The 13,304-nt window shown below is 72.6% G+C and carries 14 protein-coding genes; 10 read left to right on the top strand and 4 right to left on the bottom strand.

Annotated features, from left to right (window positions below):
• Positions 1 to 203 precede the first annotated feature (203 nt).
• Positions 204 to 1,826, bottom strand: coding sequence for an MFS transporter (locus tag NX794_RS08740; protein ID WP_258777696.1), 1,623 nt, complete (start codon positions 1,824 to 1,826; stop codon positions 204 to 206).
• A gap of 115 nt (positions 1,827 to 1,941) precedes the next feature.
• On the opposite strand from NX794_RS08740, the gene NX794_RS08745 reads away from it, so the two are divergent.
• The 3 genes from NX794_RS08745 (at position 1,942) to NX794_RS08755 (ending at position 4,846) form a co-directional block, all read left to right on the top strand.
• On the top strand, positions 1,942 to 2,568 hold the full coding sequence (locus NX794_RS08745; RefSeq protein WP_258777697.1) for a TetR family transcriptional regulator: 627 nt from the start codon (positions 1,942 to 1,944) through the stop codon (positions 2,566 to 2,568).
• A gap of 139 nt (positions 2,569 to 2,707) precedes the next feature.
• A complete protein-coding gene (locus NX794_RS08750) occupies positions 2,708 to 3,928 on the top strand; it encodes an alpha/beta hydrolase family protein (RefSeq protein WP_258777698.1) in 1,221 nt (406 codons plus the stop codon).
• 66 nt (positions 3,929 to 3,994) lie between these two features.
• The gene (locus NX794_RS08755; RefSeq protein ID WP_258777699.1) at positions 3,995 to 4,846 is read left to right on the top strand and encodes a DUF4429 domain-containing protein; all 852 of its coding nucleotides are present in this window, start codon (positions 3,995 to 3,997) and stop codon (positions 4,844 to 4,846) included.
• Between the two features lie 59 nt (positions 4,847 to 4,905).
• Here NX794_RS08755 and NX794_RS08760 read toward each other — a convergent pair whose 3' ends face one another.
• On the bottom strand, positions 4,906 to 5,361 hold the full coding sequence (locus NX794_RS08760; protein WP_258777700.1) for a MerR family transcriptional regulator: 456 nt from the start codon (positions 5,359 to 5,361) through the stop codon (positions 4,906 to 4,908).
• Between the two features lie 97 nt (positions 5,362 to 5,458).
• Here NX794_RS08760 and NX794_RS08765 point away from each other — a divergent pair, with 97 nt between their 5' ends.
• Positions 5,459 to 5,935: a GNAT family N-acetyltransferase gene (locus NX794_RS08765; protein ID WP_258777702.1), complete on the top strand. Its 477-nt coding sequence runs from the start codon at positions 5,459 to 5,461 to the stop codon at positions 5,933 to 5,935.
• An 18-nt stretch (positions 5,936 to 5,953) separates the two neighbouring features.
• On the top strand, positions 5,954 to 6,778 hold the full coding sequence (locus NX794_RS08770; RefSeq protein WP_258777703.1) for a serine hydrolase domain-containing protein: 825 nt from the start codon (positions 5,954 to 5,956) through the stop codon (positions 6,776 to 6,778).
• 12 nt (positions 6,779 to 6,790) lie between these two features.
• Here the strand turns inward: NX794_RS08770 and NX794_RS08775 are convergent, their stop codons facing one another.
• Positions 6,791 to 7,447 carry a pirin family protein gene (locus NX794_RS08775; protein ID WP_258777704.1) on the bottom strand — a complete coding sequence of 219 codons (657 nt, stop codon included), beginning with the start codon at positions 7,445 to 7,447 and terminating at the stop codon, positions 6,791 to 6,793.
• Positions 7,448 to 7,564: 117 nt separating this feature from the next.
• Here NX794_RS08775 and NX794_RS08780 point away from each other — a divergent pair, with 117 nt between their 5' ends.
• From NX794_RS08780 to fabF, 5 genes are all read left to right on the top strand, one after another.
• Positions 7,565 to 8,770, top strand: a complete 1,206-nt coding sequence (locus NX794_RS08780; protein WP_258777705.1) for a PucR family transcriptional regulator — start codon at positions 7,565 to 7,567, stop codon at positions 8,768 to 8,770.
• A gap of 89 nt (positions 8,771 to 8,859) precedes the next feature.
• Positions 8,860 to 9,786, top strand: coding sequence for an ACP S-malonyltransferase (locus NX794_RS08785; protein ID WP_258777706.1), 927 nt, complete (start codon positions 8,860 to 8,862; stop codon positions 9,784 to 9,786).
• 10 nt (positions 9,787 to 9,796) lie between these two features.
• Positions 9,797 to 10,828 carry a ketoacyl-ACP synthase III gene (locus tag NX794_RS08790; protein ID WP_258777707.1) on the top strand — a complete coding sequence of 344 codons (1,032 nt, stop codon included), beginning with the start codon at positions 9,797 to 9,799 and terminating at the stop codon, positions 10,826 to 10,828.
• A gap of 105 nt (positions 10,829 to 10,933) precedes the next feature.
• On the top strand, positions 10,934 to 11,182 hold the full coding sequence (locus NX794_RS08795; RefSeq protein WP_258777708.1) for an acyl carrier protein: 249 nt from the start codon (positions 10,934 to 10,936) through the stop codon (positions 11,180 to 11,182).
• 85 nt (positions 11,183 to 11,267) lie between these two features.
• On the top strand, positions 11,268 to 12,530 hold the full coding sequence (gene fabF, locus NX794_RS08800) for a beta-ketoacyl-ACP synthase II (protein WP_258777709.1): 1,263 nt from the start codon (positions 11,268 to 11,270) through the stop codon (positions 12,528 to 12,530).
• A 59-nt stretch (positions 12,531 to 12,589) separates the two neighbouring features.
• On the opposite strand, the gene NX794_RS08805 is transcribed toward fabF, so the two are convergent.
• The gene (locus tag NX794_RS08805) at positions 12,590 to 13,084 is read right to left on the bottom strand and encodes a DUF3145 domain-containing protein (protein WP_258777710.1); all 495 of its coding nucleotides are present in this window, start codon (positions 13,082 to 13,084) and stop codon (positions 12,590 to 12,592) included.
• Between the last annotated feature and the right edge of the window lie 220 nt (positions 13,085 to 13,304).

Consider the following 13,304-nt stretch of genomic DNA (forward strand, 5'->3'; position numbering starts at 1 on the left):
TGCCCCCCTCCGGCAGCGCGCGCCACGGCCCGGCCGTCCTCCCATGCCCTGCGGAGGACTTGACCCACTGTGACCTGCGGCGCGCACCGCAAGCGAGCGATCTTGAGCGGCTTCACCCTGATGAGGGAAATTCCGCCCTTGCGGAGCGAGAAGCCCTCACAGAGCGAGAGGAGAGGGAGAACGGGCCGGTCGGATGTGGCCGGTCAGATGTGGCCCACGCCCGCCCCCGCCTCCGCGTTGACGCCGCGCTTGGTGAGCAGCGCGACCAGGATGGCGACCGCCGCCACACCGGCCGCCACCAGGGAGGCGAGGCTCATACCGGAGATGAAGGTGTCGTGCGCCACCTCGGCGATCTTGGCGGCGATCGGCGCGGGGGTGCCCTTCGCCACCGGCGCGGCGCCCTGCTGCACCGCCTGGGACGCCTGGTCGAGCTGAGCCGGCGTCAGCTTCGGCAGGCCCGCGTCGGCCCAGTTGCCGGCGAGGTCGCTGTCGACCTTGGAGGCCATCACGGCACCCAGCACGGCCGTGCCGAGGCTGCCGCCGATCTGCATGCCCGCCTGCTGGAGACCGCCCGCGACCCCGGACAGCGCCAGGGGCGCGTTGCCGACGATGACCTCGGTGGCGCCGACCATGACCGGGGCGAGGCCGAGGCCGAGCAGGCCGAACCAGACCGACATCACCCCGCTGCCGGTGTCGACCTCCAGCGTCGACATGCCGTACATCGCGACGGCGGTCGCGGCCATGCCGCCGGCCAGCGGGATGCGCGGGCCGAGCTTGGTGATCGCGATACCCGCGAGCGGCGAGGCGACGATCATCATGCCGGTGAGCGGCAGCAGGTGCAGACCGGCGTCGATGGGGCTCATGCCGTGCACGTTCTGGAGATAGAAGGTGACGAAGAACAGGCCGCCCATGAAGGCGATGGCCATCAGCACCATCAGGACGACGCCCGCGGACAGCGGCACCGAGCGGAACAGGCCCAGCGGGATCAGCGGCTCGGCGACCCGGGTCTCCCAGAAGGCGAACCCGGCGAACAGCACCACAGAGGCCGCGATGAACAGCCAGGTCCGGCCGTCGCCCCAGCCCCAGGTGGGCGCCTTGATCAGGGCCCAGACCAGGCAGAACATGGCGCCCGAGAGCAGCACGATGCCGGGGATGTCGAAGGAGCGGGGGGCGTTCGCGGCGCGGTGGTCCAGCAGGATCAGCAGGCCGAGGAGGAGCGCGAGGGCGCCGACGGGCACGTTGATGAAGAACACCGACTGCCAGTTGACGTGCTCGACGAGGACACCGCCGAGGATCGGGCCGCCCGCGGTGGACGCGCCGATCACCATGCCCCAGATGCCGATCGCCATGTTGAGCTTCTCGGCCGGGAAGGTGGCGCGCAGCAGGCCCAGCGCGGCCGGCATCAGCAGCGCGCCGAACAGGCCCTGGAACACGCGGAACGTGACGACGGCGGCGATGCTGTGCGACAGCCCGATGGCGCCCGAGGCGGCGGCGAAGCCGGTGACGCCGATGAGGAAGGTCTGCCGGTGGCCGAAGCGGTCACCGAGCTTGCCCGCGGTGATCAGGGTGACGGCGAGGGCCAGGAAGTAGGCGTTGGTGATCCACTGCACGTCGGAGAAGGTCGCGTGCAGGTTCTTGGCGATGGCCGGGTTGGCGATCGCCACGATGGTGCCGTCCAGGGCGACCATCATGACGCCGACGGCGACGGTGAGAAGAGTGAGCCACGGATGGCCGCGCAGCCCTGTGGCCGGGGTCGAGTCCGACGGGGCTGCCGGCACCTTGCCGCCGCCCGGCCCCGTGGCATCGATGGCGGTCTGACTAGTCATATCGTCGAGGCTAGTGACAGCGACTGACAGTTGACAAACAAAATCACCCGTCAGCGGCTGACATCGCGTCGCCGCATAGGCTGAGCTGCACGGACGTTCACCGGAAGAGGGGCCCATGGAAACGCTGCGCGAGCGCAAGAAGCGGCGTACCCGGGAAGCGCTGCTGCGCGCCGCCCTCGAACTGTTCACCACCCAGGGGTACGAACGCACGACGGTCGACGAGATCGCCGAGGCCGTCGACGTCTCGCAGCGCACCTTCTTCCGCTACTTCGCCGGCAAGGAGGAGGCCGCCTTCGCGGTCCAGACGATGACGGAGGACCGCTTCCTCGCGGCTGTCCGGGCCCGTCCGCCGCACGAGGCGCCGATGACGGCCCTGCGGCAGGCGTTCCTGGAGGGCTGGGACGCGATCCGCGAGCACGTCGAGGAGGCGGTGCCGGTCGAGCTGTACCTGCGCATGTACCGCACGATCGGGTCGACGCCCGCGCTGCTCGCCGCCCATCTGCGCCGCTCGGTCGCGATCGAGGAGACGATGGCGCGGGTGCTGGCCGAGCGGGAGGGCGTCGACGTGGACTCCGACCCGCGTCCGCGGCTGGCCGTGGCCGTGTTCGGCGGGGTGATGAGGGTCACCGAGCGGCAGTGGAGCACGGGCGACGACCTCAGCCCGGAGGCCATCCGCGCGCTCACCGCGTCGTACCTCGATCAGGTGGGATCCGCCCTGACCGGGAACTGGGGCGGCGACTGAGATCGTTGGAGGACCGGGGCGAAGATCGACCGGCCGGACACCCGCGAGATCGCCGCCGAAGCGTTCGATCTCCGTCGAAACGTGATCCCTGCCACTCGGTTACCCCGAGACCCTCCCGTTCTCCTAGTGTGTCCTCCCAGTGACTTCCTTCGACACCTCCTCCCCGCAACTCAACGTCTGGCGCGCCCTGCTGGCTCTGGCCGTCGTGTTCGTGATGCTCGCGACCACCGGCTGGACCGCCCTGCGCAGCCACCGGGAGCCGTCGGCGCTCCAGGCCTCGCTCGCCAAGTGGGAGCACGGCCGGCTGCACGGCCTGCCCCTGCCCGACCCCGAGGCGGGGCCGGCCCGGCTCGCCCGCTTCTTCGCCGCGCTCGGCCACCAGGACCGCGACCGCCTCGCCCACCGCTACCCCCTCGCGGTCGGCAACATGAACGGCGCCCCGGTCACCCTGCGCTACCAGGCCAACCGCGTCGCCCTCGACCAGGCGCGCCGGGCGGAGCGGCAGCGGACGCACGACCCGCGGCTCAGCTCGGCCGGCCGGCAGGACGCGACCCGCCGCGTGGACCGCTACGCGTCGCTGCTGACCCCCGGCCGGCACATCCTGGCCTTCGACCCGCAGGACTCGGGCCGGGTGGCGGAGGTGTTCGGAGACCTCGACCGGGCGCAGCGGATCTCGGTCGTCGTCCCCGGCGTCGACACCGATCTGCTCACCTTCCAGCGGACGTACCGCAAGTACAGCGCCCCGGTCGGCATGGCCGAGGCGCTCTACGCGGCCGAGCGCGACGCGCGCCCCGGCACCCGGACGGCCGTGATCGCCTGGGCCGACTACACCGCGCCCGACGGGCTGGGCGTGGACGCGGCCACCGGGCTGCGCGCCGAGGAGGGCGCCGTCCGGCTCAACGGCCTGCTGCGCGCCCTGCCCGGCCGCGCGAAGGTGGCGATGGTCTGCCACAGCTACGGCTCGGTGGTGTGCGGGGTCGCCGCGCGCGGGATGCCGGCCCGGGTGACCGACATAGCGGTGGCGGCGAGCCCCGGCATGCGGGTCACCGGGGCCGGGGACCTGGGCACCAGGGCCCGGGTGTGGGCCATGCGGGACGCCACCGACTGGGTGCGGGACGTCCCCTATCTGGAGCTGGGCGGGCTCGGGCACGGCGCCGACCCGGTGTCCTCGGCGTTCGGCGCGCGGGTGCTGTCCGCGCGGGACGCGCAGGGCCACGCCGGCTATTTCCAGCCGGGCACGGACAGCCTGCGCAACCTCGCCGAGGTCGGGGTCGGCGGGTACGCCGAGGTGACCTGCGCCCGGGAGAACGACACGTGCCGGGCCGGTCTGCCCGGCGCCGAGACGGCCGGACGCGCGTAGAAACAGCAGGAAGTGCGGTCTGCGCGGGTGGCGACGGAGGAGCACGTGCCGCATACGATGAGCCGCATGGGTGACGTACTGGCGGGATTTCATGCCGTCTGGGAGTTCGAATCCGACTCCGTGCTCATCCGTTACGAACGGGGGATTCGAACACCCAGGCTTTTCCAGGCCCTCGGCGAGCGGCGGATCCCGCTGTCCGCGGTGGAGGGGGTGACGCTCGCGCCGGGCAGACGCGGCACCGTCGCGCTGCGGCTGGTGCTGCGGGAGGGCGCCGACCCGCTGACGGAGGCGGCCGACGGTCAGCTCAAGGAGGGCGCGGACCCCTACCGGCTGGTGGTGCCGGCCGAGCGGGAGGGCGTCGCCGGGTACTACGCCGACGAGCTGCGGAAACTGCTGACCGAGTCCGGTCCCAGCGAACGGCACCTGGTCGCGGCGCCCGAGGCGCCGCTGCAGTTCAAGGCCTCCGACGCGAAGGCGTCCTTCGACGGCACCCGGGTGCGGTTCCGCTGGTCCTGGACAGGGGCGTCCTCCGCGAAGTGGAAGGCCGGCGACCAGAGCTTTCCGGTCACCGAGCTGACCGGGGTGGAGTGGCGGTCGCCGGAGGACTTCGAGGGGCATCTGCGGCTGGTGCCGCGCGACGGCGGCGCGGACCGCCCGGCCCAGCCCGACCAGGACCCGGCGTCGGTGGTCTTCGGGCTCGGGTACGGCCCGGTGCACGAGTCGCTGCCGTTCGCCGCCGCCGTGCTCGCGGCGGTGCGCGCCCGCGGGCCGGTGCCGGCGATACCGGCGGCGCCGGCCCGGCGCGACCCCGCGGACATCGCCGAGCGGATCCGGCACCTCGGGGAGCTGCACCAGGCCGGCCTGGTCACGGACGAGGAGTTCTCCTCGAAGAAGGCCGAGCTGCTCGCCGAGCTGTAGCCCTGCGGCCGGGCTCCCGCCGCCGTCAGGTTCCCGCCGTCGTCAGGCTCCCGCCGTCGTCAGGCTCCCGCCGCGTAGAAGCCGATCTTCCGGTCCAGTACCGCGAGGGTGTCGTGCAGCTCCGCGATCCGGGTCAGCACGTCCCGGCGGGTCGACTCCAGCAGCTCCCGCCGCTCGCCGTAGGTGCTCTCGCCCTCGCGGACCAGTTCCGCGTACCGCACCATGTCGGCCACCGGCATGCCGGTCAGGCGCAGCTTGTTGACGAACTCCAGCCAGTCCAGGTCCCGGTTGCGGTACCGGCGCTGGCCGGTGTGCGAGCGGTCCACGTGCGGCATCAGCCCGATCCGCTCGTACCAGCGCAGGGTGTGCGCGGTCAGCCCGGTGCAGGCGACGGCCTCACTGATCGTGTAGTGGTCCTGCCCGTCCGGGCGGGGGTGGGGCGGAGGCGGGGCGGAGCAGCGGTCGGCGGGGCCGGCGGCCGTGGCACCGGCCGGCATGGTCTGCGTCACCGTCATGCCCTCCACGCTAAGACCTTCGAGTGCACTCCAGGCAAGCGGGACCGGTGTGAAAACGGCAAGACGCGGGCCACGGTCGGTGGCTAGCGTGCGGCGCATGAGTCTCGTACGCCGGGCCCGGCCCGAGGACGCCGGGGAAGTGCTGCGCCTGCGGCAGGTGATGATCGACTCGGTGTCCGGGGCGGACCGGGGCGGCCCCACCGCCTGGCACGCCGACTCGCTGCCGGCGCTGCGCGGGCGGCTGGCCGAGCCGGACGGGGGCTTCGCCGCCTTCGTCGTGGACCACCCGGACCGGCCGGGGGCGCTGGCCGCGCTGGTGTGCGGGACGCTGGAGTACCGCATCGGCCAGTCCGGGAACCCCGAGGGGCGGGTCGGGTACGTGTTCAGTGTCGCGACCGACCCGGACGCCCGGCGCCGCGGCTACGCCCGCGCCTGCATGGCCGAGCTGCTGGAGTGGTTCCGGGAGCGGGGGGCGCGGCGGGTCGACCTCCACGCGTCGGCCGAGGGCGAGTCGCTGTACGCGTCCCTCGGCTTCGTCCGCAAGCCCGACCCCTCGATGCGGCTGGTGCTGTGAGCCGCATAGGCTCGCCGCATGTCCTTGCAGAGCCTGGCGCAGATCGAGAACTGGCCCGTGACCACCGCCGCCGCGGGCGTCGTACGAGCCGACGGAACCGTCCTCGGGACGCACGGGCCCGCCGGGCACCGCTTCCCGCTCGCCTCCGTCACCAAGCCGCTGGCGGCCTACGCGGCGCTCGTCGCGTACGAGGAGGGCGCCGTCGAGCTGGACGAGCCGGCCGGTCCGCCCGGGTCGACGGTGCGTCACCTGCTCGCGCACACCTCCGGACTGGCCTTCGACGAGCACCGGGTCACGGCCCCGCCCGGGGAGCGGCGCCTGTACTCCAACGCCGGGTTCGAGCAGCTCGGGGACCATATCGCCAAGGCGACGGACATCCCGTTCGGGGAGTATCTGCGGCAGGCCGTGCTGGAGCCGCTGGGCATGACCTCGACCTCGCTGGCGGGCTCCCCGGCCAAGGACGGCGTGTCCACCGTCGAGGACCTGCTGCGGTTCGCGGCCGAGGTGCAGGCGCCCCGGCTGCTGGACCCGCGCACGGTCGCGGAGGCGATGAGCGTGCAGTACCCGGGCACCAAGGGCGTGCTGCCGGGCTACGGCCACCAGAACCCGAACGACTGGGGGCTCGGCTTCGAGATCCGGGACGCCAAGTCACCGCACTGGACGGGCGGTTCGTCCTCGCCGCGCACCTTCGGCCACTTCGGGCAGTCCGGTACGTTCCTGTGGATCGACCCCGACGCGGGCCTCGCGGCGGTCGCGCTGGCGGACCGGGCGTTCGGGCCCTGGGCGACCGAGGCGTGGCCGGTGCTCACCGACGCGGTGCTCCAGGAGGCCCGCACCCGGTGATGCCGGCGCCGGTCAGCGGCTCAGCTCCCACAGCAGCAGCTCGGCCGCGCCGATCGCCTCCGCCGTGAGGCCGCTCTCCCCGGTGACCCGCGCCGCGTCACCGGCGTGCAGGTCCTCGTCGCCCAGCCGGACGGCCCCGCGCACCACGTGCACGTACACCAGGGCGGCGTCCGGTACGGCGACCCGCTCCCCCGGCGCCGGCCGGCGCACGTGCAGCAGGGCACCGGCCGCGGACACGGCGTACGGGGTGGCGTCGGCGATGCCCGGCACCAGCGCGTACGACGGAGTGCCGCCCGGCTCCAGCGGGGCCAGCCAGGTCTGGACGAAGGTCAGCGGGGTGTCACCGTCGTTGCGCTCGGCGTGCCGCACCCCGGCCGCCGCGCTCAGGTGCTGGACGTCCCCGGCGCGCACTGTCGTCGCGTGCCCGGCGGAGTCCCGGTGGGTCAGCTCGCCCGCCACCACCCAGGTCACGATCTCGGTGTGGCTGTGCGGGTGTTCGCCGAAACCGGCGCCGGGTGCGAGGCGCTCCTCGTTGCAGGCGATCACCGCGCCGAAGCGCAGGTTGTCCGGGTCGTAGTGCGGGCCGAAGGAGAAGGCGTGCCGGGTGTCGATCCCGGCGGCCGGGTCCCCGCCCCGGTAGCGCCCGTCGGCGCGCCGTACGTCTATCACGGGCACCACCGTAGACGCGTCACGGGCAGCGCCGTGGACGCGTCACGCGCACCACCGTGGACGCCGACGGCGCCCCCGGCCGCACCCGCCGTCATCCCGATAAGGCAGTCTTGTCCCGTGCCCGAACCCGAATCCCACAGCAGCGACCCCGCAGGACGCGTCGCCCACTCGCACTCCGCGACCCTGAGACGGCTGGAGAAGTCCTCCGGGAACCTCGCCGCCCAGGCCATCGCGCGGATGGACGAGACCCTGCCGTGGTACCGGGCCATGCCGCCGGAGAACCGTTCCTGGATCGGACTGGTGGCGCAGGCGGGCATCGCCGCCTTCACCGAGTGGTTCCGGCGCCCGGACGCCCCGCAGGCGATCTCCACGGACGTCTTCGGCACCGCGCCGCGCGAGCTGACCCGGGCGATCACGCTGCGGCAGACCGTGGAGATGGTGCGCACCACCATCGAGGTCATGGAGTCGGCCATCGACGAGGTGGCCGCGCCCGGCGACGAGGGTGTGCTGCGCGAGGCGCTGCTGGTGTACGCCCGGGAGATCGCCTTCGCCACCGCCCAGGTGTACGCGCAGGCCGCCGAGGCACGCGGTGCCTGGGACGCGCGCCTGGAGTCGCTGGTGGTGAACGCCGTGCTCAGCGGGGAGGCGGACGAGGGCGCCGTCAGCCGGGCCGCCGCGCTCGGCTGGAACTCGCCGGAGCACGTGTGCGTGGTGCTCGGGACGGCCCCCGACGGGGACAGCGAGCTGACCGTGGAGGCGATCCGGCGGGCCGCCCGGCACGCCAAGCTCCAGGTGCTCACCGGGGTCCTCGGGGCGCGGCTGGTGGTCATCGCCGGCGGCAGCGACAACCCGCTCGCCGTGGCCAGGTCGCTGATCGGGCCGTTCGCCGCCGGGCCGGTGGTCGCGGGTCCCGTCGTCCCCGACCTGCTGGCCGCGACCCGCTCCGCGCAGGCCGCCGCCGCGGGTCTGAAGGCGTGCATGGCCTGGCAGGACGCGCCCCGCCCGGTGCTGGCGGACGATCTGCTGCCCGAGCGCGCCATAGCGGGCGATCCGAGCGCCCGTGAGCAGCTGGTGGAGGAGATCTACAGACCGCTGGGGGAGGCCGGCTCGGCGCTGCTGGAAACGCTGAGTGTCTACCTGGAGCAGGCGAGCAGTCTCGAAGGCGCGGCCCGGATGCTGTTCGTTCACCCGAACACCGTGCGCTACCGGCTCCGACGTGTGACTGATGTCACCGGATGGTCGCCTTCCGATGTACGATCCGCCTTCACACTGCGGATCGCGCTCATCCTGGGGCGTCTGGCCGACGTCGAAGCCCAGGCATAGGGTTTTGTCGGGGGCCCACAAAAGCCCTCCGTGTTCTTCGTCCCTGTCCCCACGGGCGGCCGTGGCCGTCCCCAAGAGAGAGTGTGAGAGTGCTCGTACTCGTCGCTCCCGGCCAGGGTGCCCAGACGCCCGGCTTCCTGACTCCCTGGCTCGAACTGCCCGGTGCCGCGGACCGCGTCGCCGCCTGGTCGGACGCCATCGGCCTGGACCTCGCCCACTACGGCACCCAGGCCGACGCGGACGCCATCCGGGACACCGCGGTGGCCCAGCCGCTGCTGGTCGCCGCCGGTCTGCTGTCCGCCACGGCACTCGGTGACATCTCCGGGCTCGCGCCGGGCGCGGTGGCCGGTCACAGCGTCGGCGAGATCACCGCCGCCGTCTTCGCCGGGGTCCTGGACGACACCGCCGCGCTGGGCCTGGTCCGCAGGCGGGGTCTGGCGATGGCCGAGGCCGCCGCGGTCACCGAGACCGGTATGTCGGCGCTGCTCGGCGGCGACCCCGAGACCTCGGTCGCGCACCTGGAGAAGCTGGGCCTGACCCCGGCGAACATCAACGGCGCCGGCCAGATCGTCGCCGCCGGCACGCTGGAGCAGCTCGCCGCGCTGGCCGAGGACAAGCCCGAGGGCGTCCGCAAGGTCGTCGCGCTGAAGGTCGCCGGCGCCTTCCACACCCGGCACATGGCCCCCGCCGTCGAGGCCCTCGCCAAGGCCGCCGAGCAGCTCGCGCCCGCCGACCCGAAGGTCGCCTACGTCTCCAACAAGGACGGCAGGGCCGTGACCTTGGGCGCCGAGGTGCTGGAGCGCCTGGTCGGCCAGGTCGCCAACCCGGTCCGCTGGGACCTGTGCATGGAGACCTTCAAGGAGCTGGGGGTCACCGCGCTCGTCGAGGTGTGCCCGGGCGGCACCCTGACCGGCCTGGCGAAGCGGGCGCTGCCCGGCGTCGCGACGCTGGCCCTCAAGACCCCCGACGACCTCGACGCCGCCCGCGCGCTCATCTCCGAGCACGCGCGGGCCTAAGGAGCCGTACATGGCGAAGATCAGGCCCAGCAAGGGCGCCCCGTACGCGCGCATCCTCGGTGTCGGCGGCTACCGGCCGACCCGGGTGGTGCCCAACGAGGTGATCCTGGAGACGATCGACTCCTCCGACGAGTGGATCCGGTCGCGCTCCGGCATCGAGACCCGGCACTGGGCGGGCCCCGAGGAGACCGTCGCGGCCATGTCGATCGAGGCGGCCGGCAAGGCGATCGCGGACGCCGGGATCGAGGCCGCGCAGATCGGCGCCGTGGTCGTCTCGACCGTCTCGCACTTCAGCCAGACCCCGGCCATCGCCACCGAGATCGCCGACCGGCTGGGCACCGACAAGGCCGCCGCGTTCGACATCTCGGCCGGCTGCGCGGGCTTCGGCTACGGCCTCACGCTCGCCAAGGGCATGGTGGTGGAGGGCTCCGCCGAGCACGTGCTCGTCATCGGCGTGGAGCGGCTCAGCGACCTGACCGACCTGGAGGACCGGGCCACCGCCTTCCTGTTCGGCGACGGCGCCGGCGCGGTCGTCGTCGGCCCCTCCAAGGAGCCGGCCATCGGCCCGACGGTGTGGGGTTCCGAGGGTGACAAGGCCGCGACGATCAAGCAGACCGTCCCGTGGGACCGCTTCCGGCTCGGTGACCTGTCGGAGCTGCCCCTGGACAGCGAGGGCAACGTCAAGTTCCCCGCGATCACGCAGGAGGGCCAGGCGGTGTTCCGCTGGGCCGTGTTCGAGATGGCGAAGGTCGCCCAGCAGGCGCTGGACGCGGCCGGGATCAGCGCGGACGACCTGGACGTCTTCATCCCGCACCAGGCCAACGTGCGGATCATCGACTCGATGGTGAAGACACTGAAGCTGCCGGAGCACGTCATGGTCGCCCGTGACATCCGCACCACCGGCAACACCTCGGCCGCCTCGATCCCGCTCGCGATGGAGCGGCTTCTGGCGACCGGGGAGGCGAAGAGCGGCGACACCGCACTCGTCATCGGGTTCGGGGCGGGTCTCGTCTACGCCGCCACGGTCGTTACCCTCCCCTAGGCACTCCGTGCCGGATCTCGTGTCCGGTGCGGGAGCAGCACCGTCCGCCGCTCGCGCGGTGGGCGCCGTAAAACCGTCTGGAATATGGAAGAAGGAGCGCCTGACATGGCCGCCACTCAGGAAGAGATCGTCGCCGGTCTCGCCGAGATCGTGAACGAGATCGCCGGGATCCCCACCGAGGACGTCCAGCTGGACAAGTCCTTCACCGACGACCTGGACGTCGACTCGCTGTCCATGGTCGAGGTCGTCGTCGCCGCCGAGGAGCGCTTCGACGTGAAGATCCCGGACGAGGACGTCAAGAACCTCAAGACGGTCGGCGACGCGACCGACTACATCCTCAAGAACCAGGCCTGAGCCACCCCTTAGGCCGCAGGCTGCAAGGCCCCGCCACCCGGCGGTGGCGCCGTCGAATCCCGTATCCGTTGGAGAAAGAATTCCCGTGAGCCCGACCAATCACACCGTGGTCGTCACCGGTATCGGCGCAACCACACCGCTGGGTGGCGACGCGGCCTCGTTCTGGGAGGCCCTGGTCGCCGGCACGTCCGGCGTCAGCCTCCTGGAGCAGGACTGGGCGGCGCAGCTGCCGGTCCGTATCGCCGCGCAGATCGCCGTGGAGCCGGGCGAGATCCTCCCCCGGCCGCAGGCCCGCAAGCTGGACCGGTCCGCGCAGTTCGCGCTGATCGCCGCCCAGGAGGCCTGGAAGGACGCCGGCTACACCGCCAAGGCGGGCGAGGACGCGTCCGTGAACCCCGACCGTCTGGGTGCGGTCATCGCCTCCGGCATCGGTGGCGTGACGACACTCCTGGACCAGTACGACGTGCTCAAGGAGAAGGGCGTACGCCGCGTCTCCCCGCACACCGTGCCGATGCTGATGCCCAACTCCCCGGCGGCCAACGTCGGTATCGAGCTGGGTGCCCGCGCCGGTGTGCACACCCCGGTCTCGGCCTGCGCCTCGGGCGCGGAGGCCATCGGGTACGCGATCGAGATGATCCGCACCGGGCGTGCGGACGTGGTCGTGGCCGGTGGTACCGAGGCCGCCGTCCATCCGCTGCCGATCGCCGCGTTCGGCAACATGATGGCGATGTCCAAGAACAACGACGACCCGCAGGGCGCCTCGCGTCCCTACGACGCCGGCCGGGACGGCTTCGTGCTCGGCGAGGGCGCCGGTGTGATCGTCCTGGAGTCCGAGGAGCACGCGAAGGCCCGCGGCGCCCGGATCTACGCGGAGGCCGTCGGCCAGGGCATCTCCTCCGACGCGCACCACATCACCCAGCCGGAGCCGTCCGGCAACGGCATCGCGCAGGCGCTGCAGAACCTGCTGGACAACACGGACCTGAAGCCCGCCGAGATCGTGCACGTCAACGCGCACGCCACCTCGACGCCGCAGGGTGACGTGGCCGAGGTCAAGGCGCTGCGCAAGGTGTTCGGCGACGACGTCGACCACATGGCGATCTCCGCGACCAAGTCGATGACGGGTCACCTGCTGGGCGGCGCCGGCGGCATCGAGACCGTCGCGTCCATCCTGGCGCTGGTGAACCGCACCGCCCCGCCGACCATCAACGTGACGAACCTCGACCCCGAGGTCGACGCGGACGTGGTCGTCGGCGAGGCGCGCCGGCTGCCCGAGGGCCGTATCGCCGCGCTGAACGACTCGTTCGGCTTCGGCGGCCACAACGTGGTGCTGGCGTTCCGCACCCTGTAGAGAACGTGAGAGAGGGCCCTCACCGGAAGGTGGGGGCCCTTTGCCATGGAGCCGAGGTGTCAGACCACCTGGTGCAGCCAGCGGACCGGGGCGCCCTCGCCCGCGTAGCGGAAGGGTTCCAGTTCGTCGTCCCAGGGCTTGCCGAGCAGCTTGGCGGTCTCGGCCTCCAGGTCGGTCTCACCGCGCTGGGAGCGGGTCAGGGCGGCACGCAGCCGGTCCTCGGGGATGAGGATGTCGCCGTGGATGCCGGTGACGGCGTGGAAGATGCCCAGGTCGGGGGTGCAGCTGTAGCGCTCGCCCTCGGCGCCGGCGCACGGCTCCGCGGTGACCTCGAAGCGCACCAGTTGCCAGCCGCGCAGCGCGGAGGCCAGCTTGGACGCCGTACCGGCCTGGCCCTGCCAGGAGAACTCCGAGCGCCAGGTGCCGGGGGCCGCGGGCTGCCGGATCCAGTCGAGGCTGACGCGAGTGCCGAGCACCCCGGCGATGGCCCACTCGACGTGCGGGCACAGCGCGCGCGGCGCGGAGTGCACGTACAGAACTCCACGTGTCGTCACCGGAACCTCCGGGCAGAGCGGGACATCTTGCGGACGGGCTGGGCGGCCCTGGCGGACGGCCGCGTTGAGGGCGAGGCTACCTTGCGGCGGGGCAAGGAGAGTGACGTACCGTCGGTCCCACTGCCAGGAAACCTCTGCCATTCACCCAGGGGGACGCTTGTACGGGGGTCGACCGTTCCGGCGGACCCGGCCGGGAACCCGCGCGCGTTGTTATGGGAGG

Source organism: Streptomyces pyxinicus (assembly GCF_024753135.1).
Classification (GTDB): Bacteria; Actinomycetota; Actinomycetes; order Streptomycetales; family Streptomycetaceae; genus Streptomyces; species Streptomyces pyxinicus.

Coding starts and splice junctions, on each gene's coding strand:
- NX794_RS08740 (WP_258777696.1), bottom strand. CDS start 1,826: ATGACTAGTCAGACCGCCATCGATGCCACGGGGCCGGGCGGCGGCAAG.
- NX794_RS08745 (WP_258777697.1), top strand. CDS start 1,942: ATGGAAACGCTGCGCGAGCGCAAGAAGCGGCGTACCCGGGAAGCGCTG.
- NX794_RS08755 (WP_258777699.1), top strand. CDS start 3,995: ATGGGTGACGTACTGGCGGGATTTCATGCCGTCTGGGAGTTCGAATCC.
- NX794_RS08760 (WP_258777700.1), bottom strand. CDS start 5,361: ATGACGGTGACGCAGACCATGCCGGCCGGTGCCACGGCCGCCGGCCCC.
- NX794_RS08765 (WP_258777702.1), top strand. CDS start 5,459: ATGAGTCTCGTACGCCGGGCCCGGCCCGAGGACGCCGGGGAAGTGCTG.
- NX794_RS08770 (WP_258777703.1), top strand. CDS start 5,954: ATGTCCTTGCAGAGCCTGGCGCAGATCGAGAACTGGCCCGTGACCACC.
- NX794_RS08790 (WP_258777707.1), top strand. CDS start 9,797: ATGGCGAAGATCAGGCCCAGCAAGGGCGCCCCGTACGCGCGCATCCTC.
- NX794_RS08795 (WP_258777708.1), top strand. CDS start 10,934: ATGGCCGCCACTCAGGAAGAGATCGTCGCCGGTCTCGCCGAGATCGTG.